The sequence below is a fragment of the Streptomyces prunicolor NBRC 13075 genome, from assembly GCF_000367365.1.
Lineage (GTDB): Bacteria > Actinomycetota > Actinomycetes > Streptomycetales > Streptomycetaceae > Streptomyces > Streptomyces prunicolor.
On the sequence record NZ_BARF01000081.1, the window covers coordinates 20,283 to 46,109 of the forward strand.

Consider the following 25,827-nt stretch of genomic DNA (forward strand, 5'->3'; position numbering starts at 1 on the left):
GCTCGCCCGGACCTTCCACCCCTTCCCACGCGTGAGATCCCCGCGGTCCGGCCGCAGTGCGGCCGGACCGCCCCGGGGCCATCTCGTCATGCCCGCCTGCCCGCACGCGGGCCGCCCCTCCCCGGAGTGCCCCATGCCCGACCGCGACCACAACGACCGGCAGACCTCGACACCGCCCCCGAAGAAGGACGCACCGTCCCCCCGCACCCCCGAAGGGTGGCGCGAGCTCCTGCGCGCCGACGAACCGCCCGAGCAGATCGCCGACCTGCCCTTCCGCAGGCGGCGCCGCGCCACACGGGCCTGGCGGTCGGCCCGCCGTGATGCCCGCGCCCGCTGGATCAAGGAGGAACGCAGGAAGGTTCCCACGCCGCTGAGCGTGCCGATCATCCTGCTTGTCGTCGCCGGCCTCGTCGCCGGCGCCTCCTGGCTGACCTCGCACCGCGACCGCGACACCGTGCAGGCCAAGCCTCCGGCCACGCGTTCGGCGGCCCCGTCTCCGCACGACGACTCTCCGTCCCCCGCCGCCTCGGCGAGCAGCGCCGCCCGGCGCCCCGCCACCCCCGACGGCATCGCCAAGGCCTTCGTCCTCGCCTACACCACCCGGATCCTGCTGCAGGACGGCACCCACTCCGCGGCCGTCGAACGGGCGGCGCCGTACGCGTCCACCGCCCTGGTTGACAACCTCAACCGGCACGACGACTTCGACTGGAACAAGCTCGTCGCCGCCCAGGCCACGTCCGCCACCCCCACCCAGGTGAGCATCAACGCCCCTGCCGCCAAAGAGGAGTTCGCCCCAGACACCCCCGTGCGGGTCTACCGGGACGCCACCGCACGCATCGAGGTCAAGGGCACCGACGACTACACCTACAGCCGGCGCCTCACGCTCGAGGTTTCCCGCGCCGACGTCGGCCAGCCCTGGATGGTCACCCGCGTCCTGGGCCTGGAGAAGTAGCCGTGGACCAGGACGACCTCACCCAGATCGCGATGCGGGCGGCCGGCCTCGCGAAGAAGGGCCTGATGCTCAAGCTCGGCGCGGTCGGCGCCGTCGTCTTTCTCGCGGGCCTGCTCGTCCTGGGCGCCATGCCCATGGGCTCCACCGCCGTGGCCTCCACCTGCGAGGACACCGGCCCCGGTACCGGGGCCGCAGCTCCCGACAGCAACAACAGCCCGCCCGCCCAAGGCAGTGTGCACCAGCAGCAGATCGCCAACGCCAAGGCCATCGCCAAGGCCGCCCAGAAGCTCCCGGGCAGGGCCACGCTCATCGCCCTGATGACGGCCATGCAGGAGTCGTCGATGATCAACCGGCCGGACGGCAACCTGGACTCGGTCGGACTCTTCCAGCAGCGGCCCACGATGGACTGGGGCACCAAGGCCCAGATCATGGACCCCGCATACGCCACCGAATCCTTCCTCTACGGGCGCGGCACCAATAAAGGTCTCGTCGACGTCGCCAACTGGCAGACCAAGCCGCCCGGCGACGTCGCCCAGGCAGTCCAGGGCAGCGCCCACCCCGAGCTGTACGCCGGGCGCGAGTCAGAGGTACGCACGCTCGCCAAGGAAGCCGGCATCGACCTCGGCCACGGCGGCACCGACTCCGGCGCCGGGAGCACGGCGGACTCCGACACCGCATCCGGCGACGTGCCCAGCCAGTGCGCAGACAGCGCCACCGACACCTCCGACAGCGGTGCAGGCGGCACCTTCACCGACGGCACGGCCACCTGGAAGCTGACCAACCCCCGCTCGATCGAGGACGCCATCGCCTGGGCCCGCACCCACTCCGGACCCATGTCGACCAACGGCTGGTACCGCAGGTGCCTCGCCTTCGTCGCGAACGTCTACGGCTGGAACTTCAGCGGCGTCTCCTACGCCATCGACCACTACAAGGTCGTGCCCGCAGACATGCGGCACGACGGCGACCGCCACCCGCCCCCGGGCGCCCTCATGTACTGGGACACCGGCCACCGTGCCGGCCACATCGCCGTCTACCTCGGCAACGGCGAGATCGCCAGCAACGACGTGAAACGACTGGGCTACATCGACATCGTCAAGGCCGACTTCATAGAAAGGACCTGGAAAGCCAAATACGTGGGATGGACGCCACCATATTTCCCCAAGGCCGGATGAAAACGGACACGAATAACCGGGCGTCCCCGATTTCCCAGAATCTATCCACAGGCTATCCGTTCTACCTTTCCGAAGTCAGCGCATCGGATCGCAGGCCGCGAAACAAACGCCGCCACCCCGTGCAACGGCGTATTCCACATGCGGATTTCAACGGGAGGACGACATGCAGACCACGCGCGACGGCACACCCGAAGCGGCGCAGGCCACCCCACCCACCTCCCGGCGGACCCGATCCCACCTCGTCGGACGGGTGGCCGTCGCCTCGGCCGTAGCCCTCTTCGCGGCCGTCGGCACGACGATCGCGACGGCACCCACGGCTTCGGCCGTGGACTCGAAGGGCTGCAATTCCGCCTGGTATTACTTCAACGGCCACATCAACACCAACGGCGTCAATCTGAGGAACGGGCCGGGAACGTCGTACGTCTCCAAGGGCCTGCTGTCCAAGGGGACCCGAACCTACGTGTACTGCTACCGCGAAGCCTCCGGCGCCAATAGCCGGTCCTGGGATTACATCAAGGTCACCTCCGGCCCCAACAAGAACGTCAAGGGCTGGGTGCGCTCGGGCTACAACAACTGGTGGTAAACGCCGACGCGACCTGATCGGCGCGAGATATCGGACGCCCACCGCGCAACGTGGACCCGGGAACGGCGCATCGCCAGCCGTGTCACTGCCCGCCGCCCCGTCGCGGCACCACCGATGACTCCCGGCCAGGCCTCACCCCCGAGCCTGGCCGGGTCGGCCGAGAGCGCCGGACCGCACCCGGCGCCCGAGCCCCGGCCACCGCCGAGGGCCCTCGGCCCCGGGGGTGCCGCCGAGAGCCCCCGCCCTCGGCGGCACCCCACCCCTCTCCTCCGTACCGGCGTACGCCCGTCCGGCGCGCGCTGTTCCACCCGCAGGAGCCCCTGTGACCACCACTGCCGCACCGGGCAGAACACCGGACGCGCAGGCAACGGAATACACGCGCTCATGGCCGGCGTCGATCTGGACCCTGCTCGTCGGCACGTTCACCGTGAGGGCCTTCGGCTTCACCTTCCCCTACCTGCCCTACCTCCTCACCGACCTTCACCTGGCGACAGGCCTCGTGGGCGTCCTCCTGGCGGTCTTCGGGACCGGCTGGCTGGCAGGTTCCGCTCTGTGCGGCTGGCTCGCCGACCGCTGGGGCCACCGCGCCACCCTCGTGGCGACCATGCTGCTCGCCGCAGCCGTCCTCCCGCCGCTCGCCCTCGCGCACACCACGCCGGCGCTGGTCACCACGTCCTTCCTGGCCGGCTTCGTGTACGACGCCCCACGGCCGGTCGTCACCGCGGCGATCGCCGCCGCCTTCCCCGACAACGCCGCCCGCGTCGCGGTCAACGGCTGGCGCAACCTCGCGGTGAACGTCGGTGCCGCCTTCGCCGGAACCATCGGCGGTCTGCTCGCGGCGCCCCTCGGGATCGGCACACTGATCTGCATCAACGCGGCCGTCTGCGGCACGTTCGCGCTAATCGCCTGGAAGCTGGTCGACTCCCAGGAGCCCGCACGCCCCACCAGCTCTCCGGGCGTGGCCGCCGCGCTGGCCGACTCGCGCCTGTGGTGGCTGCTCGCCGCCAGCCTCACCGCCCTCACCTGCACCGGCAGTCTCTTCTCCGGCTTGCCGCTGCTGATGGAACGCCACGGCCTGTCGGCCGCGGACTACGGCTGGGCCCAGGCCGCGAACGCCGGCGCGGTCCTGGCGCTGTCACCCGCGCTGAACGGCTGGCTGAGCCGCCGTGCCAGCCGCCCCCACGCGATGACCGGACTGTTCGCCGCCAGTTCCGTGGGCCTGGCCGTCACCGTCGGCGCCACCGGGTTCGTCTCCTCCACCCTCGGCTACGCCACCGCGGCGGCCCTGGCCGTACCCGGCGAGGTCGTCATCTTCGTGGCCGCGGCCGACATCCTCAACCGGATCGCACCTCCCGCGGCCCAGGGAACCTACGCCGGCATCTGGGGGACCACCCTGGCCGGCGCCGTCATCCTCGCGCCGGCGCTCGCCACCTGGGCGCTCACCCACGGCGGCGACGCCCTGGTCGGCGCCGCCACCTTCAGCTGCGGCCTCCTCGGTGCCGCCCTGTGCTGGCCCCTCGCCGCCGCCGTACGCCGCCCGCCCGCATCCCCTTCTGCCCGCCCCACCGCCTCTCCCTCGAAGGAAGCCACGTCATGAGTCCGTCTTTCCAACTCACCCGTGCCGTTGCCCCGGACTCGACATACGCAGCTCTGCGTCGCGATGTCCTCGCAGGCCTGACCCACAGCCCGAAGACGCTGCCGCCGAAGTGGTTCTACGACGCCGTCGGCAGCGAGCTGTTCACTCGGATCACCGAGCTCCCCAGTTACTACCCGACGGCTGCCGAGCGCGCCTGCCTGGCCGCCCACTCGACGGAGATCGCCTCGGCCACCGGCGCGCGCACCCTGGTCGAGCTCGGCTCGGGCTCCCTCTCCACGAAGAGCCGGCACCTGCTGGACGCGCTGCCCGACCTGCACACTTACATCCCCGTCGACGTCAGCGAGAGCGCACTCACACTGACCGGCCAGGCGCTCAGCACCGAGCGGCCTCAGCTGAGCGTGCACGCCCTGATCGCCGACTTCACCGCCGACTTCACCCTGCCGGTCTCCGTCGGGCCGCGGCTGGTCGCGTTCCTGGGCAGCACCATCGGCAACCTGCTGCCCGTCGAACGGACCGCGTTCCTGTCCGGCGTGCGGGATCTGCTGGATCCCGGGGACGCGCTGCTGCTCGGCACGGACCTGGTCAAGGACGAATCCGTGCTGGTGGCGGCCTACGACGACCCGACCACTTCGCTTTTCAACAAAAACGTGCTGGCAGTCGTTAATCGCGAACTCGGTGCCGACTTCGACACCGACGCCTTCGACCACGTCGCTCTCTGGAACCCGAACAGCGAATGGGTGGAGATGCGACTGCGCTCGCGTACGGACCAGACCGTGAAAATCCCCGAACTGGACCTCACCGTGCACTTCACCGAGGGAGAGGACCTGCGTACGGAGATCTCCGCGAAGTTCCGCAGGGACGGCGTCCGCACTGAACTCGCCGCCGCGGGGCTGGACTTGACGCACTGGTGGACGGACCCGCAGGCCCGGTTCGCGCTGTCCTTGAGCGTCGCACGGTGATCCGGGCGACGAGTGGGGCTCATCCGTTGTCCGGTGACCAACTCCCCTTCGGCGTAAGGCGAATGCCGACTCGCCCGCATGCCGCGCCGTCTCCCCTGTCGCCAACGCGTGAGGACGTCATGCACTTCGCCCTGCCCTTGCCGCCCGCTCGTCAGATGGGCCGTCCCCGCGGTGCCGCGCCGGCCCGCATTCCCCGGCATGCACGTCCCGTGGCCCTGCGGGAGGCGAGATGACTGCCATTGCCTCCGCCGAGAGCACCGCACTCCCGACGACAGACCGGAGGCTGCTGACCGGCATCTTCGCCGCCCTGGGCATCGTGATGGCGGTGTGGGGAGCAAGGATGCCCGCTGTCCAGGCTGCCGCGCATCTCACCTCGGGCGAGCTCGCAGTCGTCCTGCTCGGCGCCGCGGCCGGCCTGGTCGCCGGGCTCCAGGTTGCCGGCCGACTGGCTGAGCGTCATGGACCCTCACGGCTGCTGGTCAGCCCCATGGTCCTCTTCGGCGTCGCGCTGGTGGTGCTCGGCCAGTGCCGCACGCTGCCGTCCCTTGCCCTGGGCGCAGCGGTCATGGGAGTCGCACACGGACTGCTGGACGTCGGCGCAAACACCTGTGCTGTCCACGTTGAGCGGGCCTACCGCCGGAAGATCATGCAGTCCCTCCATGCCGCGTACTCGGTCGGAGCCCTCTGTGGTGCAGCACTCGCGGCCACCACCACGTGGATGCCGTACGACGTGCTGTTCACCGCGGTCGGTGCAGTCACCGTCCTCGGCGCTCTCGGCGCCGTGCCGGCCGTCCGCGCGGCACAGCACCTCGACGACGCAACCGGTCAGCCCAGTACGGAAGATGAGGCCAGTCCGTCCTCATCACGCGTCACCGTATGGGTACTGGGTGCCCTTGCGGCCGGCTGTCTCCTGGGCGAGGGGGCCGCAGTGGACTGGAGTGCAGTTCACCTGCACTCACTGCATTCCAGCGAGGCGACCGCGGCCACCGCGTACGCGCTCTACAGCGCGGCCATGGCCACCGGCAGGATTTTCGGCGACCGGCTGACCACCCGCTTCGGGGCGCCCGCCGTCGTACGAACCGGAGCCGCGCTGGCTGCCGCCGGGCTTGGCGCCGGCCTGGCCGTCGGCACCGTGCCGGCTGCTCTACTCGGATGGACGGCGCTCGGCCTGGGCCTGTCCACCGCCGTTCCTTCACTGATCTCCGCAGCCGGACGAGGAGGACCGCGCGCCGTCGCCGCGGTCGCGTCCACCGGCTACCTCGGCCTGCTCACCGGCCCCGCCGCCATCGGGGCGCTCGCCTCACTCACGAGCGTGCCCACCGCCCTGGCGCTGCCCGTCCTCCTGGCGGCAGCCGTCGCCCTCGCCGCCCACCGAGCTCTGGAGACACGATGACCGTCCCCGCCCCAACCACCCCCACCGACACCGGAATTGACGCCCTGATCCTCGACTACAACGGCGTCAAGGGTCGGCAGCCCGACACCCTCCTGTGGACCCGCCTCGCCGAGGTCGCCGAGTGGCCCGGGCACCTCAACGCCTTCCAGGACGCCTTCTGGGCCGCTCGGGACGCCTACGACGCCGGAGAACTGAGCGACCTCGCCTACTGGGCGAAAGTCCTCGGCTATCACCCCGGAGCACGGGCCCTGCGCGCCCTGCGCGCCGCCGACACCGCGATGTGGATCCGCACCGACGACCGCGTCCTTGACCTCCTGTACCGCGCCCGTCGGCCTGACCTGCGCATGGTGCTCTTGTCCAATGCCCCGCACTTCCTGAGCGACGCCCTCGACGCCACCGACTGGCGGCGCGATCTGATGACCGATGCCCTCTACTCAGCCCGTCTAGGACTGTGCAAGCCGGACCCGGCCGCCTACCTCCACGCGCTGGAGGCCACGGGCGTCGACGACCCCGGGCGCGTCCTGTTTGTCGACGACCGCACGGACAACTGCGAAGCCGCCGCACGTCTGGGCCTGCGCACCCTCCACTACACCGGTGACCCGGCCGCCCTCGCCCGCCACCTCCCGCAGGCCCCGGCCGCGACCGTCCGGTGCAGCACCGACAGCCAGCTGCTGACCGGCTGACGTAGAGCCCGTCGGCGGCCGCGAAATCTATCCACAGGCAATCCGGATGACGATTGCTCACGGCACGGGGCACCGCCCCGTAAAGCCCGAACTGACGCCTTCTTGTCCCCTATATAGAGAGGCACCATCTTCATGCTCAGAACTCGACCAGGCCTGCTGCGGAGAGCTGCCGCGACGGCCGCCGTGGTGGCAGCGGCCGGCCTCTTCGCGGCTCCGGCAGCCTCGGCCGTCGACGAGCCCACCCCGGACCAGCCCACGGCCAGCGCCTCGGATGAACCGCTCCTGGACCTGGGGATATCCGCATCGGCCGAGGTGAGCGTCGGTGCCACGACCGACCCGACCACCGACCCGACCGATCCGGGCGACGGTACCGACCCGAGCACAGATCCCACCGAGCCCGGCACGGACCCGACAGACCCGGGTACGCCCACCGACCCGGGCACCGACCCGACGGACCCGGGAACGGACCCCACCGATCCCGGGACGCCGACGGACCCGGGAACTCCCACCGACCCGGGAACTCCCACCGACCCGGGGACTCCGACGGACCCGGGCACCCCGAGCGATCCCGGTACCCCCACCGACCCGGGGACTCCGACCGACCCGGGGACCGACCCCACGGACCCCGGAACGGACCCCACGACTCCCACCCCGACCCCGACGGATCCAGGCCAGAGCGGTGGCGGCTCCGGCGGGAACTCGGATTCCGGAGGCGCCAACGGCAGCGGCAGCAGCGGTTCAGGGAGCGGAAGCGGAGCGACGTCGTCGAGCGAGGATCGCGCCTCGGCAGCGAAGTCCAACACCTTCGAGCCCGCGGCCGACGCCTCGCTGGCACACACCGGCGCGTCGGGGGACGGCACCCTGGCGCTCGCCGCCGGGGGACTGCTCGCGGTAGGTATCTCCGCCGTCGGCGCCGCCCACTACACCCGCCGCCGCACGGGACCAGACGAGCAGCCTTCACCGCAGGGCTGACCACAGACGCATTGGCGCCTCTCTGCGCCGATGGGGGATCCCGAGCAGCCGGCCGGGCCAGCCCGAAACCCGAACGAACACCTCACCCAACGAAGGAACGTTTCTCATGCGACCAGCGCTCCGCAACGCCGTCATGACGACGACGGCCACCGCGGTCCTGCTCGGCGGGATCGCCGCGACGGCCACCCCGGCCTCCGCGGTCGGCTCCAGCACGTGCACCCGGAATGACAAGAACCACAGCGTCCGGGGCCCCAACTTGGAATGGCCGGCTATCCGCACCGGTCCCGGCGTGGCCTACAAGGCCAAGGGCCACCTCGACTCCGCCGGCGAGTTCTGGGTGGAGTGCTCCGCCAAGAACAAGTACGGCAACCGCTGGTACTACGGCGAATCCCTCTCCAGCAGCACCTACGGCATGAAGGGCTGGGTCGCCGCCAGCTGGTTCTAGTACCACCGCGCGCCGCCGCCGCGACGCGCCACCAGACCGCTCCCGCACGGAGCGACCGGGCCCAAGCGCCGTGACTACGACGGCCAGGCCCACCTTCCAAGCCTCGGCGACGTCGGTGTCCGACATCGCGTCCAGTGCCTGCCCACCGACCCCTCGCCGTGGCACACCCCTACCCAACAGCACCCTTTTTATGGAGGTTTGAACATGTATGCACGCCGAATAGCCGTGCTGGGGGCCGCTGCGGCCGCCGTCTCCTTGCCGCTGCTGTCCGCCCCGGCGGCGACCGCAGCGCCGCAGTCGGTCGCCACCGCGATGCCCGCCTCGTCCTGCACCACCAACCCGTACCTCCCGTGGGCGGTCCACGGCACCACCGCGGTGACCATCCGCTCGAAGGCCACCACCACGTCGACGGCCGTCGGGATCCTCTACAAGTCGCACCGGTTCACGGTGCACAAGACCACCTCGGGTGCGAAGTGGGTCTACATCACCGACAAGAACACCAAGAAGACGGGCTGGGTCAGCGGTCGGTACGTCTACCGCGACGTCCGTATGTGCACGGACTGAGGAACCACCTCCTGTCGGTGTCCCGGGCCGCCCGGCCCGGGACACCCCGCCCGCCCGGCCTGCCTCTTCGCGCCGCGGCCTCCACTCCAGTCCTCACCCCAGGTGATCCCTCATGCCGTTGTTCCCGCACCGCCGGGCCGTCCTGCGACGACCGCCGCTCATGCGCGCCGCCGACGCGGTGGCCACCGCCGTCACCACGTACGCCGTACCGCTCCTGGTGCTGACAACCACCGGCTCCACCGCCCTGACCGGCATCGCCTTCCTCCTGGAGTGGCTGCCCCGCCTCGCCGCGTTCACCATCGGCGGCCCCCTCGTCGACCGCTACCGCGCCGACCGCGTCTTCCGCGCCGCCACCACGGGCCGTGGACTGCTGCTGGCCGCCGCTGCCCTCACACTCCTCGCGCTTCCCGCCGGCGGCACCACCGCCACCGGCACGGTCATGGCCGTCGGCGCCCTGAGCGGCCTCCTCGCACAGACCTCCTTCGTTGCCGTCGAAACCCTCGGTGCCCAGGCCAGCCGGGCCGCCGGCGCCCATGCCCACCGCGTCCAGTCCGTTCAGATCAGCATCGACCAAGGCGCCCTGCTCATCGGCCCGCTGCTCGGCGGACTGCTGCTCCTGGCCGGACCCTCCACCCTCCTCGCCGTCGTCGCGGTCCTCTCCGTCAGCGCCGCGCTCCTCACCGAGTCCCTGCCCGGACCTGCCGTTGCCGGGAGTGAGCCGGACCGGCAGTCAGTTGTCGCGAGCCTGCGCACCGGATGGCACACCGTGCGCGCCATCCCCGCCCTGGGCTGGCTCGTCACCGGCCTGATCGCCAGCAACCTCGCCGTCGCCGTCGCCCAGGTCAGCGCTCCGATCACCGTGCTCCACACGTACGGTGCCTCCTCTCTCGCCGTCGGCGCCGTCTGGAGCGCGGCAGGCGTCGTCGCGCTGGGCGCCGTCGCGGCCAGCCGCCGCCTCATCGACCACCACGGCCTGTGGCCGGTAGGTGCCGCTGCGGCCGCCACTGCCTGTCTGGCCTGTCTGGCCACCGCTCTCGCCCCCGGACTGAGCAGCTACGCCCTGACGATCGCCGTTCTCATGGCCGGTGAAGGCGCGCTCACCGTCGTCCTGCGCACCCTGCGCGCCCGGCTGATCCCGGCGGCCGTCTTCGGCGGCACGCTGAGCGTCACCATCGTCCTGATCGTCATCCCGATGCCCGTCGCCGGCGCCCTGGTCGCCGCGCTGCCCGCCGGCCGGCTCCCCGCCCTCCTGCTGATCTGCTCCGCGGCCCAGGGCCTCGCGATGGCACTGGCCTTCCGCGGCCTGTGGCGCCACCGCGCCTCATACGCCGCGCCGCACACCCCTGCCGAGCAGACGGCGGGCACCGAACCGGCTCCCGCGGCCCTCGCAGCCGCGGACGCCTCCTGAACCAACACCGCGTCCCATCCCAGGAGTTGCTCCATGTCCCAACCCAAGCTGCTCGTCATCGGCTCGGCACCCGAACTGATGCGCCGGTACATGCTGGAGTCCGCCGCCGCCGAGCACTCCCTCCTCCTCATCGACGACGAGGCGCCCACCTGGCAACTGCCCTACATCGTCGACTTCGAGAAGACCGACCTCAACGACCCGGCCCGCGTGATCGCGGCCGCCGAGGCCCTGGCCCGCCACTGGACCATCGCCGGAGTCCTGACTTACAACGAGTACCTGCTCATGACGACGGCCAAGGTCGCCGAACATCTCCAACTGCCCGGCAACACGCCGACCGCCGTCGCCGCCGCCCGCGACAAGGCCACCAGCAGGCAACTGTTCGCCGCCTCCGACGTCCCCTCGGCCGCCTCCACCTGGGTCCACAGCCTCGCCGCAGCCGCCTCCGCCGCAGAGCGCATCGGCGGATACCCCGTCGTCCTCAAGCCCGCCGCGCACGCCGGCAGCATCGGCGTCGTCCGCGTCGACAGCATCACCGACCTGCCCGCCCTCTGGGACATCGCCTCCGCCGGCGCCGCCCACCAGGGCCCCGAAGGTCAGGGGGGAATCCTCCTGGAGGAGTTCCTCGACGGCCCGGAAGTGTCCGTCGAGACCATCACCGAGAACGGCGTCACCACCGCCGTCGCCGTCACCCACAAGGCGGTCGGCTTCGAGCCCTTCTTCATGGAGCGTGCCCATCTCGTCATCGCCGGTGACCCGCTGCTCGACGACGTAGCCCCCATCGCCGCAGCCGCCCTGCGCGCCGTGGGCATCACCCACGGCGTCTCCCACGTCGAAATGAAGCTCACGGCCTCAGGCCCCCGCCTCATCGAGGTCAACGCCCGCCTCGGCGGCGACCGCATCGGCCAACTCGTGCACCACGCAACGGGCGTAGACCTCGCGGCAGCCGCCGCCGACCTCGCCATCGGCCGAACCCCGGACCTCACGACCACCCGCGCGCGCAGCGCCGCGATCGGCATGATCTACCCGCCCACCGACGGCACCGTGACCGGGCTCGCCCTGCATCCCCACCCGTTCGACGCCCATCACCTGCAGGAACTCCAGTGGCTGTGCGACGTCGGCGACCACGTCACCCTCACACCGTCGTCCACCGAACCGAACAACATCCGCGGCGGCTTCGCGATCGTTACCGGCGACACCGCAGCCGACGTGCGCCGTCACCTCGACAGCGTCCTCGGCCGCGCCCAGGTCGAGGTCCGCCCCACGATGATCAGCGCCGCGTGAGCCGCACCACTGCGTACCACTGCGCCGCGGCCGGTCACCGGCCCGCCGAGCTCCCGGCGGCGAAGACCGTCGTCAGCTCCGTCGATCGCGCAGCCGACCGGTACACGACCGGGCCGAGGAGCCCTTGACGACGTTCGGGGCGCTCCATTCGCCACGGCCAGCCCGCCCGGTCTCCGTGTCCGCGCAGAGCGCGCTGGGCGCGAGCGTAATTCACATCAAATCCTATTGAAAGGCTTCAGAACGTCATGAACTTCGCACTTCGCCTGTCCACCGTCGCCCTGTCCGTATCCCTGCTCGCCGGGACTGCGGCGGCTCTCGCGCCGACCGCGTCGGCCGCCACGTCGAGCACGTGCACCTACAACATCGCCGACCACGACGCCAAGGTCGACGGCGCCGGCGTCAACTACCGCACGGGCCCGTCCGTCACCTATGCCAGCAAGGGATTCCTCTACACCGGCGACAGCTTGCGGGTCTACTGCGGCAAGAGCACCTGGTACTACACGAAGCTGACGCACCGCTCGAAGAGCGGCCTGTCCACCGGAACCTACGGATGGATCCGTTCCGACATGCTGCTCTCCCTCGCCGGCTGACCGCCGCGTCCCGACCCGTCTGCGGAATCCCGAATCCCCTGTCGGAATCCGCGCCGCACTGCCGTAGCCGTGTCGGACACGACATCGGCTCCGGACTCCGCAGGTGAACGCCCTTGCCGAGCCAGGTGCGGCGTCGAGCAGAGGACACGGACACCGAACGGGACCCGATCAGCGGTCAGCCCGAGCAGCGGCTCCGGCGACCGACGCGGCACGAGAAGCGGTGGCGGGCGGTTCCTTGAAACCGCCCGCCACCGCAGGCCCGCGACCGCTGCCCACCCGCATCGCGAAAGGCGCCCCCTATGACCCCCCTCACCCCTGCCTCCAACTGGCTCACCCAGCGCCTCACCCAACACGCGCCCCAACTGGGTGTCTTCCTCCCGGCCGGCTTCCCTTCAGCGAGCAACGACAGCGCCGCCCTGAGACTGTTCGCCGACCGCGGCGCCGGCCTCCTCGAGGTCGGCATCCCCTACCACGAGGCCGTCTACGACGGCCCCCTCATCACAGCCGCCTACCAGCAGGCTCTGCGCCAGGGCATCGGAGTGCTGGACGCCCTCCGAACCGTGAACCGAGTGGCGTCGACAACCGAGGCGTCCGTCGTCGTGATGACCTACTGGGGCCCCGTGCGCGACTGGGGGCCGCGGCACTTCGCCCATGACCTCGCCGCCGCCGGAGCCGCCGGAGCGATGATCGTCGACCTGCCCGCCGAGCAGGCCGACCTGTGGCTGGCCGCCGCACGGACAGCCGGCATCCACACCCCGCAACTCGTCTCCCGGCAGGCCAGCGACGCCGAACTGCACCAGGTCGCCGCAGCCGCGACCGGTTGGGTCTACGCGCCGGCCGCCAACGCACTCACCGGCTACACCGGAGAACTCGACATCCCCTCGCTCACCGCGTTCACCGAGCGCCTGCACGCGGCAGGCCCCACCCCGGTCGTCACCGGCATCGGCATCTCCACGCCCGAGAAGGCTGCTCAGGTCCGCAACCTCGTCAGTGGCGTCGTCATCGGGACCCCCGTCGTACGACCGCTGCTGGAACTCGGCGCCTCCCACGGCCTGCGCACCGCCGCTGACCGGGTCTCGGCCTTTGCCGACGCCCTCAATCCGGTCCACCACACCGACCCCGGGACGCGTGTGGGCATACGGTGAGCGTCGGCATCCGGTGGCTGACCCGACCCGACCCAACACGGCAGGCTGAACCGCGCCCGGTGACACCGAGCGGCCTGCGCCTGCCTCACTTTCCCGAAGTCCCTCAGCAGGAGTTCCTTTGCCCCCGCCCCTCCGCCCGCGGCGCGTCGAGACCGTGGCGACCCGCCGCCGTCGGCCCCTCGCGCCCCAGCCCGACCCGCACCGCATCTTCCTGGAACCCGCCTACACCGACCCGGCCGTCGCTGCCGAGTACGCCCAGGCGTGGGAGGAAGAGCAGGCGGAACGAGCCATCCGCCGCCGTCCAGCCCGGCGCTCGGGCCCCTGACCGCCACCAGCACCCTGCGACCAGCCCGTCGGACATGGGCAGCCCAGCATGCTGTTCGTACGACACCCCACGCAGCTGACAACCTGCCTGCATCACCCGATGAAAGGAAGCCGTCATGTCCTTGCCTTCGCTGACGCCAGAACAGCGGGCCGCCGCCCTGGAGAAGGCCGCGGCCTCGCGCAGAGAGCGAGCTCTCGTGCTCACCGAGCTCAAGCAGGGACGCCGCTCGCTGCGCGAACTTCTGGACAGCGACAGCCCTACCGTCCGACGGACCCACGTGCGCAAGATGCTGGAGTCGCTTCCCGGAATCGGAAAGGTCCGCGCCGGGCAGCTCATGACCGAATTCGACATCGCCTCCAGCCGGCGGGTCCAAGGACTGGGCGCCCGCCAGAAGCGGCTCCTGCTGGAGAGGCTCGGGACCGCCGCGGCCTGATTCCATTGCCCAGCCCGCGTACGGACAGGTAGGAGGAAGGGGCGCGACGTGGCGGAGGCCGCCATCCCGGTTGGCGCGGCTGCCGGTGCGGTGCTGGCCCTGTGGGGCTTCCTGCGCGCCGAGCGCCAGCTGGTTGTCGGGGGCCCTGCCGCTGCCGCAACGGCTCTTGCGTCCGGACTCGGAAACATCGACCTGTACGACCCAGTCCGGGCCGTCCTCGACGTGTCCGTGTACCCGCGGGGCAGAGGCCGGGGAGCGTGTCGACTGCGGGCGTGGGGCGCATTGGAGTCTTGTGAAAGGACGGGTGTCGAGTACCCAGTGGCCCCGTGTCCTCGACCGGCCGACGGAGGACGGGGACATTGCCAGTGGCGGAGACCGGGTGCTTGTCGTGCGGGAGCGGTCAGCTCGGTGGCAGGCGGTGGTGCCGGTTGAAGAGTTCGGCGGCTTCCGCCCACCAGGACTCCCGGAGTGCCGCGTTGTCAGTCGCCTGCCGGCACAGTCCGCGGTGCTCGCCGATTCCTCCGGAGAGCGGCGTGAACAGGTGTGGGACGGAGTGGCGGAGCAGGGCGGCGTAGTTTCGGCCGCCGAGGAAGATCACGTCGGCGTCGTCGGTGCCCAGCGCGGCCGTGTGGAGGGTGACCTTTTCGGCAGTGATGGCTCGTTCGTCGCCGATCGTCACGTTGTACGGGGGCAGCGGCTGGGCAAGCGTCACAATTCCGTGGAGCGCTGACAGGATGTTGATCAGGGAGACGTCGGTCAGTGCGTCCGCCGCCTGCCTCAGGGACTGGTGGTACTGGCCAACGTACAGCTGACCTGCGGGAATCACGTCGCGGTAGTGGTACTTCTCCCAGCTCGGCTCGGCCTTTTTATCCCCGCACTGGACGATGACGAGGCGTCGGCGGCGCACGTCGACGCTCCCCCGCTGGCGAGCGTACTCGCGGCCGGCAGTGGTCAGGTACAAGGATGCCCCGGACTTCTCCCAGGTCCTGGTCCCAGCCCTCCACGAGGCAGGGCGGACGTCGGCGTATCCCGCCGCATTGACGACCCTCAGCGTGGGCGTACGGAACCACGTCTCGCCGCGGTGGTACGCCGGGTCGTCCCGGCCGGCGACGAGCTGGTCGGGACGCAGGGCAGCAGTGATGACCGCTTCGTGGGGCTTGGGCGGCAGCTTGGGCAGCACACCGAAAACGGTGTCCTGAGCCGGCTCCCCGTGCTCTTCCTGCCAGGACTTCAAGGCCTCGCGTCCGGCTTCCGTCATCACCCGTACGCCATGAGCACGCCGGATTAGGCGGGAGCCTTCGAGACGGTCCAGGGCAGCCGGGTGACCGGTGACGACGCCGTTCTCGTGCGCGGCGAGGATCTTGGCGCCGGTGGGGCTGAGGGTCAACAGATTCCTTTCGTAGGGCTGGGAGCGCGGAGGGCGTCCGGGGCCGGGGGAGTCCGCTCGGGCTCGGGCGGCACGGTGGTAGGTGCTGTGCTGTGCTGTGCTGTGCTGTGCTGTGCGGTCGGGCGGGCATGGCGATGCAGCGTCCGCGGCAGTCGACGGCGGGGTCAGGCGGCGCGCGAGGAAGTTGCGGGGGAGGGGGCGGGCGTGAGGTGGGCCGTGAAGTAGGCCTCGCGGGCGCGGTGTTGGCGCAGTCGGCGGGTGAGTTTCGCCTCGCGTCTGCGCAGGCGGTCCAGTTCCTCGGCGACGCGGGCGCGGGTGCGCTCGGCGTTCTGCTTGCCGGCGGAGATGCGCAGTGCCTCCAGGTCGTGGCGGGAGGTGAAGTGGACGGCGAGGGCGCGCAGTACGGCTGCGGCACGGCGGTGAGTCAGGGGGGAGGCCGAGACCCACCTGCCAGGTCCGGCGGGTACCTGGGCCTTGGAGGTATTGGGGGAGGTTGCGGTCACGGTTCGTCCGGGGTGGCTCCAACCGCCGTGCACGGTGACGCCGTTGACCGTGGGCATGTTGATGCGGTCCTTGGTGAACCAGGACGGGTTGGTGGGCCTGCCCCAACAGGCGTAGAGCCCTCCGGGCAGCGGGGCGCTGCCGTAGATGTCCGGGCCGAGGGTGACCTGGCCGCGACCCACACGCGGGCCGCTGATCTCGTACACCACCCGGCCCGGGAGCACGTCGACCTCCAATTCCCGTACGGTCAGGGCGCCCAGGTCCGTGCTGTCGCTCGCGGTGATCGGAAGGCGGACGGGCTCGGTGCGGGGGGCTTGGACGGGCGGCTGGCGGCGGCGCACCAGGCCGGCCAGTTGGCGGCTGTGCTGCCGGACGGTGGCCCGGTCGGCGTGGACTGCGGCCAAATCCTCTTCCAGGGCGCGGGCTTTGAGCCGCTCGTGTGCCGCATGGGTGGCGGCACGGTGGCGGACGGCGGCGTGGACGAGGGCTCTGCGGTCGGGACGCTGTCGCCAGTGGCGGACGACCGCTACGACCAGGGCCTCCGTCACGATGCGGGCCCCGTCCGGAATGCGCCGGGTGTCGTACCCGTGGCGCAGGACGACCGCGCGGGAGGCGAGGAAGTAGTGCGAGCGCTGGATGGTTGCGGGGTTGATGGACTCGGTGGCGCCGTGGATCCGCGCGCCGTTGACGACCGGCTCGTCCGGGCGGGGCGTGAACGCCTTGACCTCGTCCGTGCCGTCGCCGAAGTGGACGCGCACGGCGCGCGGTTCGAGCGGTCCGCCGATGGGCGTTTCCGGGACGACGACCAGAGTGCCCTGGAGCCGTCGGCCCTGTACGGCGTAGCGGACCTGCCCCTGGCCCAGCACGGTGGACGTCACCGACACCGAGGGACGGCCCGGAAGGCCGAGCGTGAGATGGAACGGCAGGGACGTGGTGCGTACGGACCCGGGCATCGCAGTCCTCCTTGAAGGTCTCGGGTGTCGGGACGCTGCGGAACGGCGGCTATGGGTCAGGGCTGGAGAGTGATGCGGAGGTCTTCGAGGTAGCCCGGCTCAACAGCGCGGGCGACCTCCTCCAGGGCCGACTCGATCTCGGTGTTCTGGAGGTCGCTGGAATAGGGCTCCTGACGACCGCCGTGGTGCACGACCAGGTCCGTGAGCGACCAGGTCGACGTAGGGTCGTCGCTCCGCCACGGGAAGGTGACTGCGTCCGGCAGCGGCGTGATCTCCTGGGCGAGGAAGTGGTCCCTGACCTCTTCGCGGAGCATCTCCCAGATCTCGTGCGGGGCGACGTAGGGGCCAGGCTGGGAGTCGGAAAGAGGCTGTCCGTTGCTGTTGCGGCCGCACCCCCGGCAAAGCTCCTCGCCTGCGTCGTTGTGATGGCTGCAGGCGGACTTGCGGCACTTCCACAGCACGCCGGCCGCGACGGCGGCCTTGAGGATCACCGGGCGGCCGGCCGTATCGGAGTGGTTGAGGAGAGCAGCGAGTTCGATGGTGGGCACAGAGGTCCTGTCAGTACGGGGGCGTGGGGCAGAGCACGGCACGGCGGCCGTGCTCAGGGGAAGGGAATGGGGAGGGGGGCGTCCGGCGGGTCTCCATCCCGCGTCTCCGGCTTTGCGGCCGGGCTCTCCGCAGTTGAGCTACGGACGCACCCTGCTGGTCGTGGGGGAGAGACCAGCATCACCATGTGACTCTTAAGACTATACATCACGGGTATGATTCGATGCAAGTTTTAAGAGTCACTCGGCGTCGAAGAGGGTGGCCGCCGCACACAGCTGGTCAACCTGCGTGATGCTGAGAACGTCGTGGTGGTCGCCGTAGGTCCCGAACAGCTCGACGGCCGAGCGGACGAGGCCGCGCACGGCGAGCGGACCGAGGGCCTGGACCAGTTCGGCCAGGGCGTTGTCGTCACAGGTGCACGAGTAGCCGTTGCAGCCCCCGCAGCCCACCGGCGGGAAGCCGAGCGCCGTCAGCCGCTCCTGGACGGCCTCGTAGAAGTCACCGCCGCCCGTCTCGGCGAGCAGCAGCTGCACGGTGCGCACCGCAACCACCGGGTTGGGGACGGTGGCCGAGCGGGACGTCACGCTGTCGGCCAAGCGGACCAAGAGGCGGGCGACGCCGTCCAGCGCCCTGAGTGCCGTGGCACGAAGCCAGGTCATACGCTCACCTCAGCCCGGCCGTGCAGATTCGCCAACAGCGGGGCGACAAAGGTGCGGGCCACGTCGACCGCCGGACGACGCCATGCGGGGGAGCGCAGGATGAAGGACCACACGGTGTCGTTGACCGTGATGGCCTCCTGGTCCTCGAAGTCGTGGAGCGTGCCGGGCAGGTGGACGCCGGTGATGTCGACGTGAGCGCCGTCCGGGCGTACAGCGACCACGTGCTCCAGCTGGCATCCGCACACGTCGCGGGCTACCGACTCCATGCCGCAGAGGTCGGGATCGAAGCTGCACGTGTCGGAGATGATGGCGGCCATCTCCCATCCGGTCTCGTCGCACAAGGCGCGGGCGAACGCGTGGCACTGGCCGCGCAGGAAGGCCGCGCGGACGCGATCGTCGAGGCGCCCCGTGGTTACGGTGTAGGAGTCGTGGTTGCTGCCGGGGACGGTTACGGTCATGCCGTCGGGGAGCGCGAAGCGCCCGGTCAGCAGGTCCATGGCCTGCTCCAGGAGGTCGCGGGCCTCCACGGCGGCGGAGCGCTCGCGCCTGCTGTAGGTGCGGCGGTGGTCGTCGTCGACGAAGCCGTCCGCGTCAAGGAAGCGGTCCAGCGCGGCCTTGTGCCGGTCGGACATAGACCGATAGGCGGAGAGGAGGCGGACGAGCGGGTCGTCCTGGTTGAGGGTCTGCGGCATCGTGGCCTTTCATAGGCGCGGCAGGTCCGGCCCGGATATGGGCAGGCCGGACCGCCGCATGGACAGGGAGAGTTCAGGAAGAAAGCTCGCTCATGGGCGGCGCGGAAGGTGCGCAGCGCCCGAGCGGCGGAGAAGGGACCGGAGCGGCAGGGCTCAGTCCCGGCGCAGCTCGTTGCCGCGCTTGGTGATGTGGGCGCCCAGGGTGATGCCGATGCCGTTGGGCAGCAGCAACGGGTGGCCCTCCGCCTGGCGCAGGCGCACGCGGTGCATCAGGTCGCCGAGTTCCTCGAACGACAGGTCCGGCAGGACGGCTTCGGCGGCGAGGTCGAACGGCAGCTCGACGGCCTCGCCCTGCATCAGCCAGTCCGTGATGCGCGCGGCGAACCGTGCACCGGGCTTGGTCTCGACGGCGCCGGACAGATCATCCGTGGGAGCCTTGACGACCACGAGGGTGTGCGTGTGGTCCATCGTGGCGACGAGGTCGAAGTCGTACTCCATGCCCTCGCGGGCGACCGGGGCCAGACCGACGATCCTGCGATGGACCCGGCCGGACTCGTCGACCTCGGCGACGTAGTCGAGCTTGTCGCGCACGGTGGCCACGATGTGGCCGGGGTACCCGAGCAGTGCGTCGAGCATGTTCTGCTCTACCGGGCGCACCTCGCGCCAGCCGCTCCAAGTACTGCCGGACGAGGCTCTCTTGGAGGCCCGGTCAACCTGTTCGCGCACCCCGCCTGCTCCGTTCCAGAACGGAGATGCGGTCGCGACCACGACCGTGTCGTAGCGCTGGTCGGCGCAGTGGGCCAACGCCGTCACCAGGGTCTCGGGGGAGTAGTAGCTGAGCGGCGGGCACACATCGAAGGGGAAGTCGTCCGCGTAGGCGCTCACCCGGCCGCGCTGGGTGTCGATGACGGCGACGCGCTTGCCGATCGAGGCGGCCAGGGCCAGGGCCGTGTAGGTGGTTCCCGCTCCGGGCGGACCGTCGAGAAGGATGCGCGCAGGACGCTGCTGGCGTACGGCGGTGGTGAAGTGGAAGCGTTCGTTGCGGCTAGGCTGCGGCCCGGACGCCTCCGCCGGATGAGTGGTGGTATCCGTCAAGGTTCCTCCGGAATCAGTCGGTGGAGTATTCCAGCGAGTCCCGACATCGGCACACGATGTCCAGTCCGACCAGTGTCGGGATCAACGCTCTCTGACTCTTAAGACTATATCACCAAATTGGCCTTCTCGCAGCTCAGAACGGGTTTTGTGTGTCGGGCTGCGCTGAATATTTCAGTAGCGCACGATTCGTTTCAGGGCGTTCTTCAGGGCTGCTGCCGAGATTTTAATGCTGTGGTCACAGGGTCACCAACCTCTGGTTGTGCTCAGGTGCAATTCGGGCCTGCCCTCCGCCCATTTCCACGCCGTGGTGAACATGCCAGCACCCGTCCCAGATGTTCTGGGACGGGTGAGGTCGGTCGGCCGCAGCCGAGGGGTGTGTGCCTTGCGAGTAGGTGACCTTGAAACCCGGGGTGGCTGCCAGGGCCCGTCACTCCGAGGGCGGAACGCTCGTTTCAGCTGTCGCCTCCGACTCGGAAGAACGAGGGTACTCGTGAGGGAACGCGAACAGATCCGTGATGTTCTTGTCCGCAAGGATCTTGTTGGCGGTCGGTACCCACCAGAAAATCCGACCGAGCTCGTCCCTCTCATCCGGCTCCGTAAACTGCTCCCGGGAGAGCGCCATTTCGATCGACGAGTTCTTGATGTCCATCTTCGCGGCCAGGTGGTTGGTGTAGACACGGCGCCGGCCCGAAGCCGGGTCGATCGTCGGGGCGACGGGAAGCCAACGGCCGCGGCCCTTGTTCACGATCTCCGGGATGATGTGGCCTGTGTGGTCGAGGTACCCCAGGGCCTTGCCCAGAGCCAGGACGACCTCTACCGGGAAGCGGGGCGTCGAGGTTTCGAGAATGTCGTCGCCCAGGTCAATATTCAGTGCTTCGGCGACCGCGTGCAGCGCCGGCTTGTTGGCCGGCTCCTTGCCACCCATCGACTTCTGCGTGGGCGGCTTGTGCATCTTCTGTGCGTTGCCGCGCGACTTCATCCCTAGCGCCCGGCTGATCTCGCTTAGGCTGAGCGGTTCTGTCCGCTCGGTCAGGTCGATAACGCTTGCATCGTCGGTGATGCTCATACCTAAGGTCCATTCTGTCTCTTATGGCTTGCGTGGAGGTTGAGGATACGACAGACCACGAGGTCTTCGTTTCCAGCTGGTGGTTCCGTCCAGTGGAAGCTCAGCTACGGGTCGCGGGCCTGTGCTGGTATCTGCGGGTGTTACGGTGCCCGGCGGTGCGCTCGGCCTCGCATGGCGCCGCGAGTGCTCACCCAGCTGTAAGCGGCAGGTACTGGTTGACGCACTCGACGGCCCGGGTCTGGTGAACGCAGTGCGTGGTCCGCTCCTCGGTGTGCATCGCCGCCACCTCCAGCACCGACCCCGCCTCAGTTGGGCGGATGCTTGAAAGGGCGATCAGAACCGTTCCTCGATATTCCTGGTCCTGAGGATCTCGTTCGCGGTCTGCACCCACCAAACGACGCGGCCGATCTCGTCCGTATCGTCTGGCTCCGTGAAGGCCTTCCGGTGGAGTGCCATTTCGATCGACTCTTTGCTGGTGCTCAGCTTCGCGGCCAGGTGGTTGATGTAGACCCGGCGCTCACCTGTGGCGGGATAGATCGTCGGGGCGACCGGTAGCCAGCGTCCGCGACCCTTGTTCGCGATCTCCGGGACGATCTGACCGGATTGGTCGAGGTAGCCGAGGGCCTTGCCAAGAGCGAGGACGACCTCCACCGGGAACCGCGGGGTCGAGGTTGTGAGGATGTCGTCACCTAGGTCGACCTCCAGCGCCTCGGCCACCGCGTGAAGGGGCGGCCTGTTGGTCGGCGGCTTGCCCTCCATGGCCTTCTGCAGCGGCGGCTTGTGCATCTTCTGTGCGTTGCCGCGCGACTTCATCCCCAGCGCCCGGCTGATCTCGCTTAGGCTTAGCGGTTCCGTGCGCTTGGTCAGGTCGATGACCTCGGTGGCGTCCGTACTGCTCATCTTCAAGATCCTGTCTCTTATGGCTTTCGTCGGGGGTTGAGGATACGGCAGACTGCGAGGTCTTCGTTGCCGGTAGGCCGCCGTCGGTGCGGCCTGCGCGAGGCGGGATGCCGACCGCGGCCCGCCGTAGGGTTCCGCCGGCGGTACGGGGACTGGCTGGGGCCGCAGGTCAGGGGACCGTTTGCCCCGTCGATGAGGTCTCTCCCGGCTGGTGTCCGAAAGCTGCCCAGCGTGGTGATGCCGGTGCGCCGGAGGCGGTCGACGCGGGCCTCGCCCGCCAAGGGTCCTGCGCCCGCTCGGCGGACGCCGGCGTCGGACGGCGCTGCGGGCCGGCCGAGCGCTCGTCCGCTACGGCCGGCCGTAGGCGCCGGCGGCCCGCCACCGGACGCGGCCGACCTCGCGCAGTGACGCGAGCGCTCGCCCAGCCGTGAGCGGCAGGTGCCGGTCGGCGCACTCGACGGCCCAGGTCTGGTGGGTATAGCAGGTGGTCCGCTCGTCTGCGTGCATGCCCGCCTCCTCCAGCGCGTCCTCATACGCGATCGCCAGTGCCAGGCTGCTTGTCATGGCGGTCGTCCTCCTTCGCGTTGTGGGTTCGGTGGTCAGGAGCTGAACGCGAGGTCCTCGCAGCGGCAGCCGCTCGATCCGCAGGGGAGCCGGCCGTCGACGACACGGCGGGCGTGGACGGCGCCGAGGTGGCTGCACGTGCAGCGGGAGTCCGGGGCGGCGCCGGCATTCATGCGACGCGTCTCGACCTCCGCCAGAGCGTGGTTGCGCTCGAACTCCGTGCGTGCTTCGCTCAGGCCGAGTTCGATGGCGGTGTCGTCGAGGGACCCGCCGAGTTCCGTGAAGTCGATGACCGCCAGGGCGTCGGCGAGCTCTGGGGTCTGGCCGGCGTACATCGCCAGGGTCTCCCAGGCGCGCCTCTGGGTGAGGGCCTGGTCGGCGGCCCGGGTGTACTCGCTGATCTTGGTGTTTGTGCTCATCTATACGGCTCTCCAGGGACGAGGAGCGGCGGCCGTCGTGAAGGTCCTCCGCGGACTGACCGAGTGTGACTCTTAAGACTCTATAGGTGACGCGATGCGAATGCAAGCCTTAAGAGTCGCCAGAATGGATGTTCTCGACCGTCGCGGGCTCAGGGGGATCCGGTGAGGCGCAGCCTGCAGTCCGGCACCGGTGCGCTGCCCGCGCGAGATGCTGAGTCCACGGTCACTATGTCGTCTCGGCGGCCCTGGCCCACGCGCCGGAGTCGGCCGCGGTGCCCCGGGCCGCGGGCGGCTGGCGCGAGACGTCGGACCGCACGTGCCCTCAACGGGTCAGCCGGCTCGGACCTGAACTTGTGCCCAACGTAGTTGGGGAACATGACTCGAGTTGGTCCTGTCGCCGAAGCGGTTCTGGAAGGCTCAGGGGTGAACAGAGGGCCGGGTCGGTGGCCGCACGAGATCGACCGACGGGACCGTTCAAGCACATGAGTTCTGCACGAATCAAGGAGTCGACGGCCAGCGCTTTCCTCTTCCGGCCGTGCCCGGATGAATGGCGGCTCGGCCTGATCTGGCACCCCCGCCTGGAGTGCTGGATGCTCGCCGGCGGGCATGTTGAGACCTTCGAGAATGCGGCCGAAGCGGTGCAGCGGGAGATCTCCGAGGAGACCGGCTGGAGAGCACGGCTGATCTTCGGCCCCTCCAACGCGCTCCCCGCCGGGGCGCCCCACCCGTTGGTGCCCGCGCCGTGGTGGGTCCAGGAGCTGGACGTGCACCCCGACAACCACACCCGAGGTCCGCACGTCCACATTGACCACCTCTTTCTCGCCGTGGCGGAAGGCGATGGCCCGGTCAGCGAGGCGGCGCACGAGGTCCGGTGGTTTACAGCTGCGGAGATCGCCGAGCACGGCGACATCTCGGAGGATCTACGGCCCCAGGCCAAGGACTTGTTCGGCCGGATCGGCGAAATCACGGAACCGGGCCGCCGGCCCGCTCTGGAAGGGATTGGAAGTCGGTAAGTCCTCGACGGCGTGACTTGTCCTGCCACGCGTGGGCACGGTCACAGGGGCCTTTGGGCGTGCGGGACAGAGGTGCCCGGGGCGGGGTCTGGCCAGGTGCGCAAGGCGGCTGTTAGGACGCGGCTGGCTTCCGTGGCGAAGGCGCTGCGGCCCTGTGCGGTGGCTGTGACGACGATGGCGGCTGCGTCGGTGATCGTGCAGATACGCATGAGTTCACCTTCGGTCTCGTCCGGCTCGCGGCCGTACCCGCGATAGAACTCCCTGCGGAGGTCGGGCCGTTGGAGAAGGGTGCGCTGGGTGATGCGTAGGAAGTCGCGGCCGCGAGCCTCGTAGCGGCTGGTTTCGAAGTCGACCACGCCAGCGAGCCTGCCGTCCGGATGGACGAGGACGTTACGGCTGGTGAAGTCGAGGTGGGACGGCTGGGCGCGCTGGGGTGGCATGAGGGCGAGCTGGTCGAGGGCCTCGTGGAGGACGTGGGTTTCGGAACCGGTCAGCGGTGCGGTGCCCTCCGACAGCTGTGCGCCAATGTACGCGGCGCGTTCCGCGCCGAAGGAGGACAGCGTCTTCGGTTCGGCCGCATGGTGGAAGCGGGCCAACAGCGCGCCCGCGTGGCCATAGGCGACGTGCTCTTGGCGCCGGGTCAAGTGCACTTGGGCCAGGGGGTGTCCGGCGACGGCGGTCATGACGAGTTCCTGCTCAGCCTCGTCGACGGCGAGGAGTTGCGGCGCAGCCGCTCCAAGGGCAGGGGCCCAGAGGGCGAGGGCTGCGTGCTCGCGCTGGAAGCTGCCGGTGCTGGTGTTCCGTTTGTGGATCATCTGCCGGCCCGCCGGGTCCAGAAGGCGCAGTACCGTCGTCGACGTTCCGGGCCAGCTGTGGTCGGTGACCACGGTGGCCGGCCCGGCGAGGCGGGGTATCGCGGCTACTGGGGTGCTCGTCATGGCCTTCGCAGGAGGCCGAGGGCCCGTTCGGCGACCTGATCGGGGGCGAGCGAGGTGGTGTCGATCACCTCGGCCCGGGCGCTGAGCCAGGTCGCATACGCGTCCTCGTAAGCGGTGACCTTGCGGCGCCGGAAGGCCCGGACCTTCTCACTACGCTCCTCGTCGCCGGGGAACTCCATGCTCTCGTTGATGCGAGCTTGGATGACCTCGGGTTCGGCGTGCAACAGGATGTGGTGCACCTCGGTGCCGGCCTTGCCCAGGGCGTCGAAGATCTCGTCGGCGTACTCGCGGCGCAGGAGCGTCATGGGGGCGATCACCGGGCCGCCGTTCGTATGGCGGTCGAGTTCTGCGCACACGGCGGCGACCAGCGTGCGCCACATCGGGTAGTCCTGGAAGTCGCGTTGACGGCTGGGGTGGTCGCCGAGGCTGCCGCGCAGCAGGAACCCGACTTCCTCGGGATCGGTAATGATGCTGCCCGCCAGCTGCTGGTGGAGCAGAGTGGCCGTGGTGGTCTTGCCGCCCCCGAAGGGGCCGTTGATCCAGACAAGCATGTGGTTCCTCAGGTGCGTGGTCGTGTTGGTCGGCGAACCGT

Annotated in this window: 29 protein-coding genes and 1 tRNA gene; 17 read left to right on the forward strand and 13 right to left on the reverse strand. The window is 70.0% G+C overall.

Features of this window, described 5'->3' with window-relative positions; all coding sequences use genetic code 11:
* Positions 1-133: 133 nt before the first annotated feature.
* The 16 genes from SPR02S_RS33645 (at position 134) to mihF (ending at position 14,502) form a co-directional block, all read left to right on the forward strand.
* Positions 134-952, forward strand: a complete 819-nt coding sequence (locus tag SPR02S_RS33645; RefSeq protein ID WP_019061430.1) for a hypothetical protein — start codon at positions 134-136, stop codon at positions 950-952.
* Between the two features lie 2 nt (positions 953-954).
* Positions 955-2,124: an NlpC/P60 family protein gene (locus SPR02S_RS33650; protein ID WP_019061431.1), complete on the forward strand. Its 1,170-nt coding sequence runs from the start codon at positions 955-957 to the stop codon at positions 2,122-2,124.
* A gap of 163 nt (positions 2,125-2,287) precedes the next feature.
* A complete protein-coding gene (locus SPR02S_RS56830; RefSeq protein ID WP_019061432.1) occupies positions 2,288-2,707 on the forward strand; it encodes an SH3 domain-containing protein in 420 nt (139 codons plus the stop codon).
* Between the two features lie 322 nt (positions 2,708-3,029).
* Entirely contained in the window at positions 3,030-4,304 is a 1,275-nt protein-coding gene (locus tag SPR02S_RS33660) for an MFS transporter (RefSeq protein ID WP_019061433.1), read from the forward strand.
* Positions 4,301-5,263, forward strand: coding sequence for an L-histidine N(alpha)-methyltransferase (gene egtD / locus SPR02S_RS33665; protein ID WP_019061434.1), 963 nt, complete (start codon positions 4,301-4,303; stop codon positions 5,261-5,263). The genes SPR02S_RS33660 and egtD overlap by 4 nt, the downstream gene beginning before the upstream one ends.
* Positions 5,264-5,492: 229 nt before the next feature.
* A complete protein-coding gene (locus tag SPR02S_RS33670; RefSeq protein WP_019061435.1) occupies positions 5,493-6,656 on the forward strand; it encodes an MFS transporter in 1,164 nt (387 codons plus the stop codon).
* Positions 6,653-7,339: an HAD family hydrolase gene (locus SPR02S_RS33675; protein WP_019061436.1), complete on the forward strand. Its 687-nt coding sequence runs from the start codon at positions 6,653-6,655 to the stop codon at positions 7,337-7,339. The genes SPR02S_RS33670 and SPR02S_RS33675 overlap by 4 nt, the downstream gene beginning before the upstream one ends.
* A gap of 132 nt (positions 7,340-7,471) precedes the next feature.
* Positions 7,472-8,311, forward strand: a complete 840-nt coding sequence (locus SPR02S_RS64540; RefSeq protein WP_245607663.1) for a hypothetical protein — start codon at positions 7,472-7,474, stop codon at positions 8,309-8,311.
* Positions 8,312-8,417: 106 nt separating this feature from the next.
* A complete protein-coding gene (locus SPR02S_RS33685; protein ID WP_019061438.1) occupies positions 8,418-8,756 on the forward strand; it encodes a hypothetical protein in 339 nt (112 codons plus the stop codon).
* A 204-nt stretch (positions 8,757-8,960) separates the two neighbouring features.
* Positions 8,961-9,320, forward strand: coding sequence for an SH3 domain-containing protein (locus SPR02S_RS33690; protein ID WP_052347094.1), 360 nt, complete (start codon positions 8,961-8,963; stop codon positions 9,318-9,320).
* A 112-nt stretch (positions 9,321-9,432) separates the two neighbouring features.
* Complete coding sequence (locus tag SPR02S_RS33695) at positions 9,433-10,728, forward strand: MFS transporter (RefSeq protein WP_019061440.1); 1,296 nt, start codon at positions 9,433-9,435, stop codon at positions 10,726-10,728.
* Between the two features lie 33 nt (positions 10,729-10,761).
* Positions 10,762-12,009 carry an ATP-grasp domain-containing protein gene (locus SPR02S_RS33700; protein WP_019061441.1) on the forward strand — a complete coding sequence of 416 codons (1,248 nt, stop codon included), beginning with the start codon at positions 10,762-10,764 and terminating at the stop codon, positions 12,007-12,009.
* Between the two features lie 245 nt (positions 12,010-12,254).
* Positions 12,255-12,599 carry an SH3 domain-containing protein gene (locus tag SPR02S_RS33705; protein ID WP_019061442.1) on the forward strand — a complete coding sequence of 115 codons (345 nt, stop codon included), beginning with the start codon at positions 12,255-12,257 and terminating at the stop codon, positions 12,597-12,599.
* A gap of 299 nt (positions 12,600-12,898) precedes the next feature.
* The gene (gene trpA, locus SPR02S_RS33710; protein WP_019061443.1) at positions 12,899-13,744 is read left to right on the forward strand and encodes a tryptophan synthase subunit alpha; all 846 of its coding nucleotides are present in this window, start codon (positions 12,899-12,901) and stop codon (positions 13,742-13,744) included.
* Positions 13,745-13,862: 118 nt separating this feature from the next.
* Positions 13,863-14,069 carry a hypothetical protein gene (locus SPR02S_RS33715; RefSeq protein ID WP_019061444.1) on the forward strand — a complete coding sequence of 69 codons (207 nt, stop codon included), beginning with the start codon at positions 13,863-13,865 and terminating at the stop codon, positions 14,067-14,069.
* Positions 14,070-14,184: 115 nt separating this feature from the next.
* Positions 14,185-14,502 (forward strand): integration host factor, actinobacterial type, encoded by a 318-nt coding sequence (gene mihF, locus SPR02S_RS33720; RefSeq protein WP_019061445.1) that lies wholly within the window; start codon positions 14,185-14,187, stop codon positions 14,500-14,502.
* Positions 14,503-14,902: 400 nt separating this feature from the next.
* On the opposite strand, the gene SPR02S_RS33725 is transcribed toward mihF, so the two are convergent.
* The 11 genes from SPR02S_RS33725 to SPR02S_RS33780 all read right to left on the reverse strand — a co-directional run bounded on the left by SPR02S_RS33725 (position 14,903) and on the right by SPR02S_RS33780 (position 23,284).
* A complete protein-coding gene (locus SPR02S_RS33725; RefSeq protein ID WP_019061446.1) occupies positions 14,903-15,889 on the reverse strand; it encodes a DUF6884 domain-containing protein in 987 nt (328 codons plus the stop codon).
* Between the two features lie 164 nt (positions 15,890-16,053).
* Positions 16,054-17,343, reverse strand: coding sequence for a hypothetical protein (locus tag SPR02S_RS33730; RefSeq protein WP_019061447.1), 1,290 nt, complete (start codon positions 17,341-17,343; stop codon positions 16,054-16,056).
* Positions 17,344-17,399: 56 nt separating this feature from the next.
* Positions 17,400-17,891 carry a hypothetical protein gene (locus SPR02S_RS33735; RefSeq protein ID WP_019061448.1) on the reverse strand — a complete coding sequence of 164 codons (492 nt, stop codon included), beginning with the start codon at positions 17,889-17,891 and terminating at the stop codon, positions 17,400-17,402.
* A gap of 77 nt (positions 17,892-17,968) precedes the next feature.
* Positions 17,969-18,039: transfer RNA gene (locus SPR02S_RS33740), tRNA-OTHER, on the reverse strand.
* An 89-nt stretch (positions 18,040-18,128) separates the two neighbouring features.
* Positions 18,129-18,548: a hypothetical protein gene (locus SPR02S_RS33745; protein WP_019061449.1), complete on the reverse strand. Its 420-nt coding sequence runs from the start codon at positions 18,546-18,548 to the stop codon at positions 18,129-18,131.
* Positions 18,545-19,240: a hypothetical protein gene (locus SPR02S_RS33750; protein ID WP_019061450.1), complete on the reverse strand. Its 696-nt coding sequence runs from the start codon at positions 19,238-19,240 to the stop codon at positions 18,545-18,547. Before SPR02S_RS33750 ends, SPR02S_RS33745 begins: the two co-directional genes overlap by 4 nt.
* 153 nt (positions 19,241-19,393) lie before the next feature.
* On the reverse strand, positions 19,394-20,335 hold the full coding sequence (locus tag SPR02S_RS33755; protein WP_019061451.1) for an ATP-binding protein: 942 nt from the start codon (positions 20,333-20,335) through the stop codon (positions 19,394-19,396).
* Between the two features lie 427 nt (positions 20,336-20,762).
* The gene (locus SPR02S_RS33760; RefSeq protein ID WP_245607664.1) at positions 20,763-21,401 is read right to left on the reverse strand and encodes a hypothetical protein; all 639 of its coding nucleotides are present in this window, start codon (positions 21,399-21,401) and stop codon (positions 20,763-20,765) included.
* A gap of 333 nt (positions 21,402-21,734) precedes the next feature.
* A complete protein-coding gene (locus tag SPR02S_RS33770; RefSeq protein ID WP_019061454.1) occupies positions 21,735-22,301 on the reverse strand; it encodes a hypothetical protein in 567 nt (188 codons plus the stop codon).
* A 348-nt stretch (positions 22,302-22,649) separates the two neighbouring features.
* On the reverse strand, positions 22,650-22,865 hold the full coding sequence (locus SPR02S_RS33775) for a hypothetical protein (protein WP_019061455.1): 216 nt from the start codon (positions 22,863-22,865) through the stop codon (positions 22,650-22,652).
* Between the two features lie 35 nt (positions 22,866-22,900).
* A complete protein-coding gene (locus SPR02S_RS33780) occupies positions 22,901-23,284 on the reverse strand; it encodes a hypothetical protein (RefSeq protein WP_019061456.1) in 384 nt (127 codons plus the stop codon).
* Between the two features lie 482 nt (positions 23,285-23,766).
* On the opposite strand from SPR02S_RS33780, the gene SPR02S_RS33785 reads away from it, so the two are divergent.
* The gene (locus tag SPR02S_RS33785; protein ID WP_019061457.1) at positions 23,767-24,297 is read left to right on the forward strand and encodes an NUDIX domain-containing protein; all 531 of its coding nucleotides are present in this window, start codon (positions 23,767-23,769) and stop codon (positions 24,295-24,297) included.
* Between the two features lie 41 nt (positions 24,298-24,338).
* Here the strand turns inward: SPR02S_RS33785 and SPR02S_RS33790 are convergent, their stop codons facing one another.
* Complete coding sequence (locus SPR02S_RS33790; protein WP_019061458.1) at positions 24,339-25,235, reverse strand: aminoglycoside phosphotransferase family protein; 897 nt, start codon at positions 25,233-25,235, stop codon at positions 24,339-24,341.
* Positions 25,232-25,786, reverse strand: coding sequence for an AAA family ATPase (locus SPR02S_RS33795; RefSeq protein ID WP_019061459.1), 555 nt, complete (start codon positions 25,784-25,786; stop codon positions 25,232-25,234). Before SPR02S_RS33795 ends, SPR02S_RS33790 begins: the two co-directional genes overlap by 4 nt.
* Between the last annotated feature and the right edge of the window lie 41 nt (positions 25,787-25,827).

Coding starts and splice junctions, on each gene's coding strand:
- SPR02S_RS33700 (WP_019061441.1), top strand. CDS start 10,762: ATGTCCCAACCCAAGCTGCTCGTCATCGGCTCGGCACCCGAACTGATG.
- egtD (WP_019061434.1), top strand. CDS start 4,301: ATGAGTCCGTCTTTCCAACTCACCCGTGCCGTTGCCCCGGACTCGACA.
- SPR02S_RS33685 (WP_019061438.1), top strand. CDS start 8,418: ATGCGACCAGCGCTCCGCAACGCCGTCATGACGACGACGGCCACCGCG.
- trpA (WP_019061443.1), top strand. CDS start 12,899: ATGACCCCCCTCACCCCTGCCTCCAACTGGCTCACCCAGCGCCTCACC.
- SPR02S_RS33695 (WP_019061440.1), top strand. CDS start 9,433: ATGCCGTTGTTCCCGCACCGCCGGGCCGTCCTGCGACGACCGCCGCTC.
- SPR02S_RS33670 (WP_019061435.1), top strand. CDS start 5,493: ATGACTGCCATTGCCTCCGCCGAGAGCACCGCACTCCCGACGACAGAC.
- SPR02S_RS33770 (WP_019061454.1), bottom strand. CDS start 22,301: ATGAGCAGTACGGACGCCACCGAGGTCATCGACCTGACCAAGCGCACG.
- SPR02S_RS33730 (WP_019061447.1), bottom strand. CDS start 17,343: ATGCCCGGGTCCGTACGCACCACGTCCCTGCCGTTCCATCTCACGCTC.
- SPR02S_RS33750 (WP_019061450.1), bottom strand. CDS start 19,240: ATGCCGCAGACCCTCAACCAGGACGACCCGCTCGTCCGCCTCCTCTCC.
- SPR02S_RS33645 (WP_019061430.1), top strand. CDS start 134: ATGCCCGACCGCGACCACAACGACCGGCAGACCTCGACACCGCCCCCG.
- SPR02S_RS33785 (WP_019061457.1), top strand. CDS start 23,767: ATGAGTTCTGCACGAATCAAGGAGTCGACGGCCAGCGCTTTCCTCTTC.
- SPR02S_RS33780 (WP_019061456.1), bottom strand. CDS start 23,284: ATGAGCACAAACACCAAGATCAGCGAGTACACCCGGGCCGCCGACCAG.
- SPR02S_RS33705 (WP_019061442.1), top strand. CDS start 12,255: ATGAACTTCGCACTTCGCCTGTCCACCGTCGCCCTGTCCGTATCCCTG.
- SPR02S_RS33775 (WP_019061455.1), bottom strand. CDS start 22,865: ATGACAAGCAGCCTGGCACTGGCGATCGCGTATGAGGACGCGCTGGAG.
- SPR02S_RS33690 (WP_052347094.1), top strand. CDS start 8,961: ATGTATGCACGCCGAATAGCCGTGCTGGGGGCCGCTGCGGCCGCCGTC.
- SPR02S_RS56830 (WP_019061432.1), top strand. CDS start 2,288: ATGCAGACCACGCGCGACGGCACACCCGAAGCGGCGCAGGCCACCCCA.
- SPR02S_RS33745 (WP_019061449.1), bottom strand. CDS start 18,548: ATGACCTGGCTTCGTGCCACGGCACTCAGGGCGCTGGACGGCGTCGCC.
- SPR02S_RS33795 (WP_019061459.1), bottom strand. CDS start 25,786: ATGCTTGTCTGGATCAACGGCCCCTTCGGGGGCGGCAAGACCACCACG.
- SPR02S_RS33790 (WP_019061458.1), bottom strand. CDS start 25,235: ATGACGAGCACCCCAGTAGCCGCGATACCCCGCCTCGCCGGGCCGGCC.
- mihF (WP_019061445.1), top strand. CDS start 14,185: ATGTCCTTGCCTTCGCTGACGCCAGAACAGCGGGCCGCCGCCCTGGAG.
- SPR02S_RS33675 (WP_019061436.1), top strand. CDS start 6,653: ATGACCGTCCCCGCCCCAACCACCCCCACCGACACCGGAATTGACGCC.
- SPR02S_RS64540 (WP_245607663.1), top strand. CDS start 7,472: ATGCTCAGAACTCGACCAGGCCTGCTGCGGAGAGCTGCCGCGACGGCC.
- SPR02S_RS33760 (WP_245607664.1), bottom strand. CDS start 21,401: ATGAGCATCACCGACGATGCAAGCGTTATCGACCTGACCGAGCGGACA.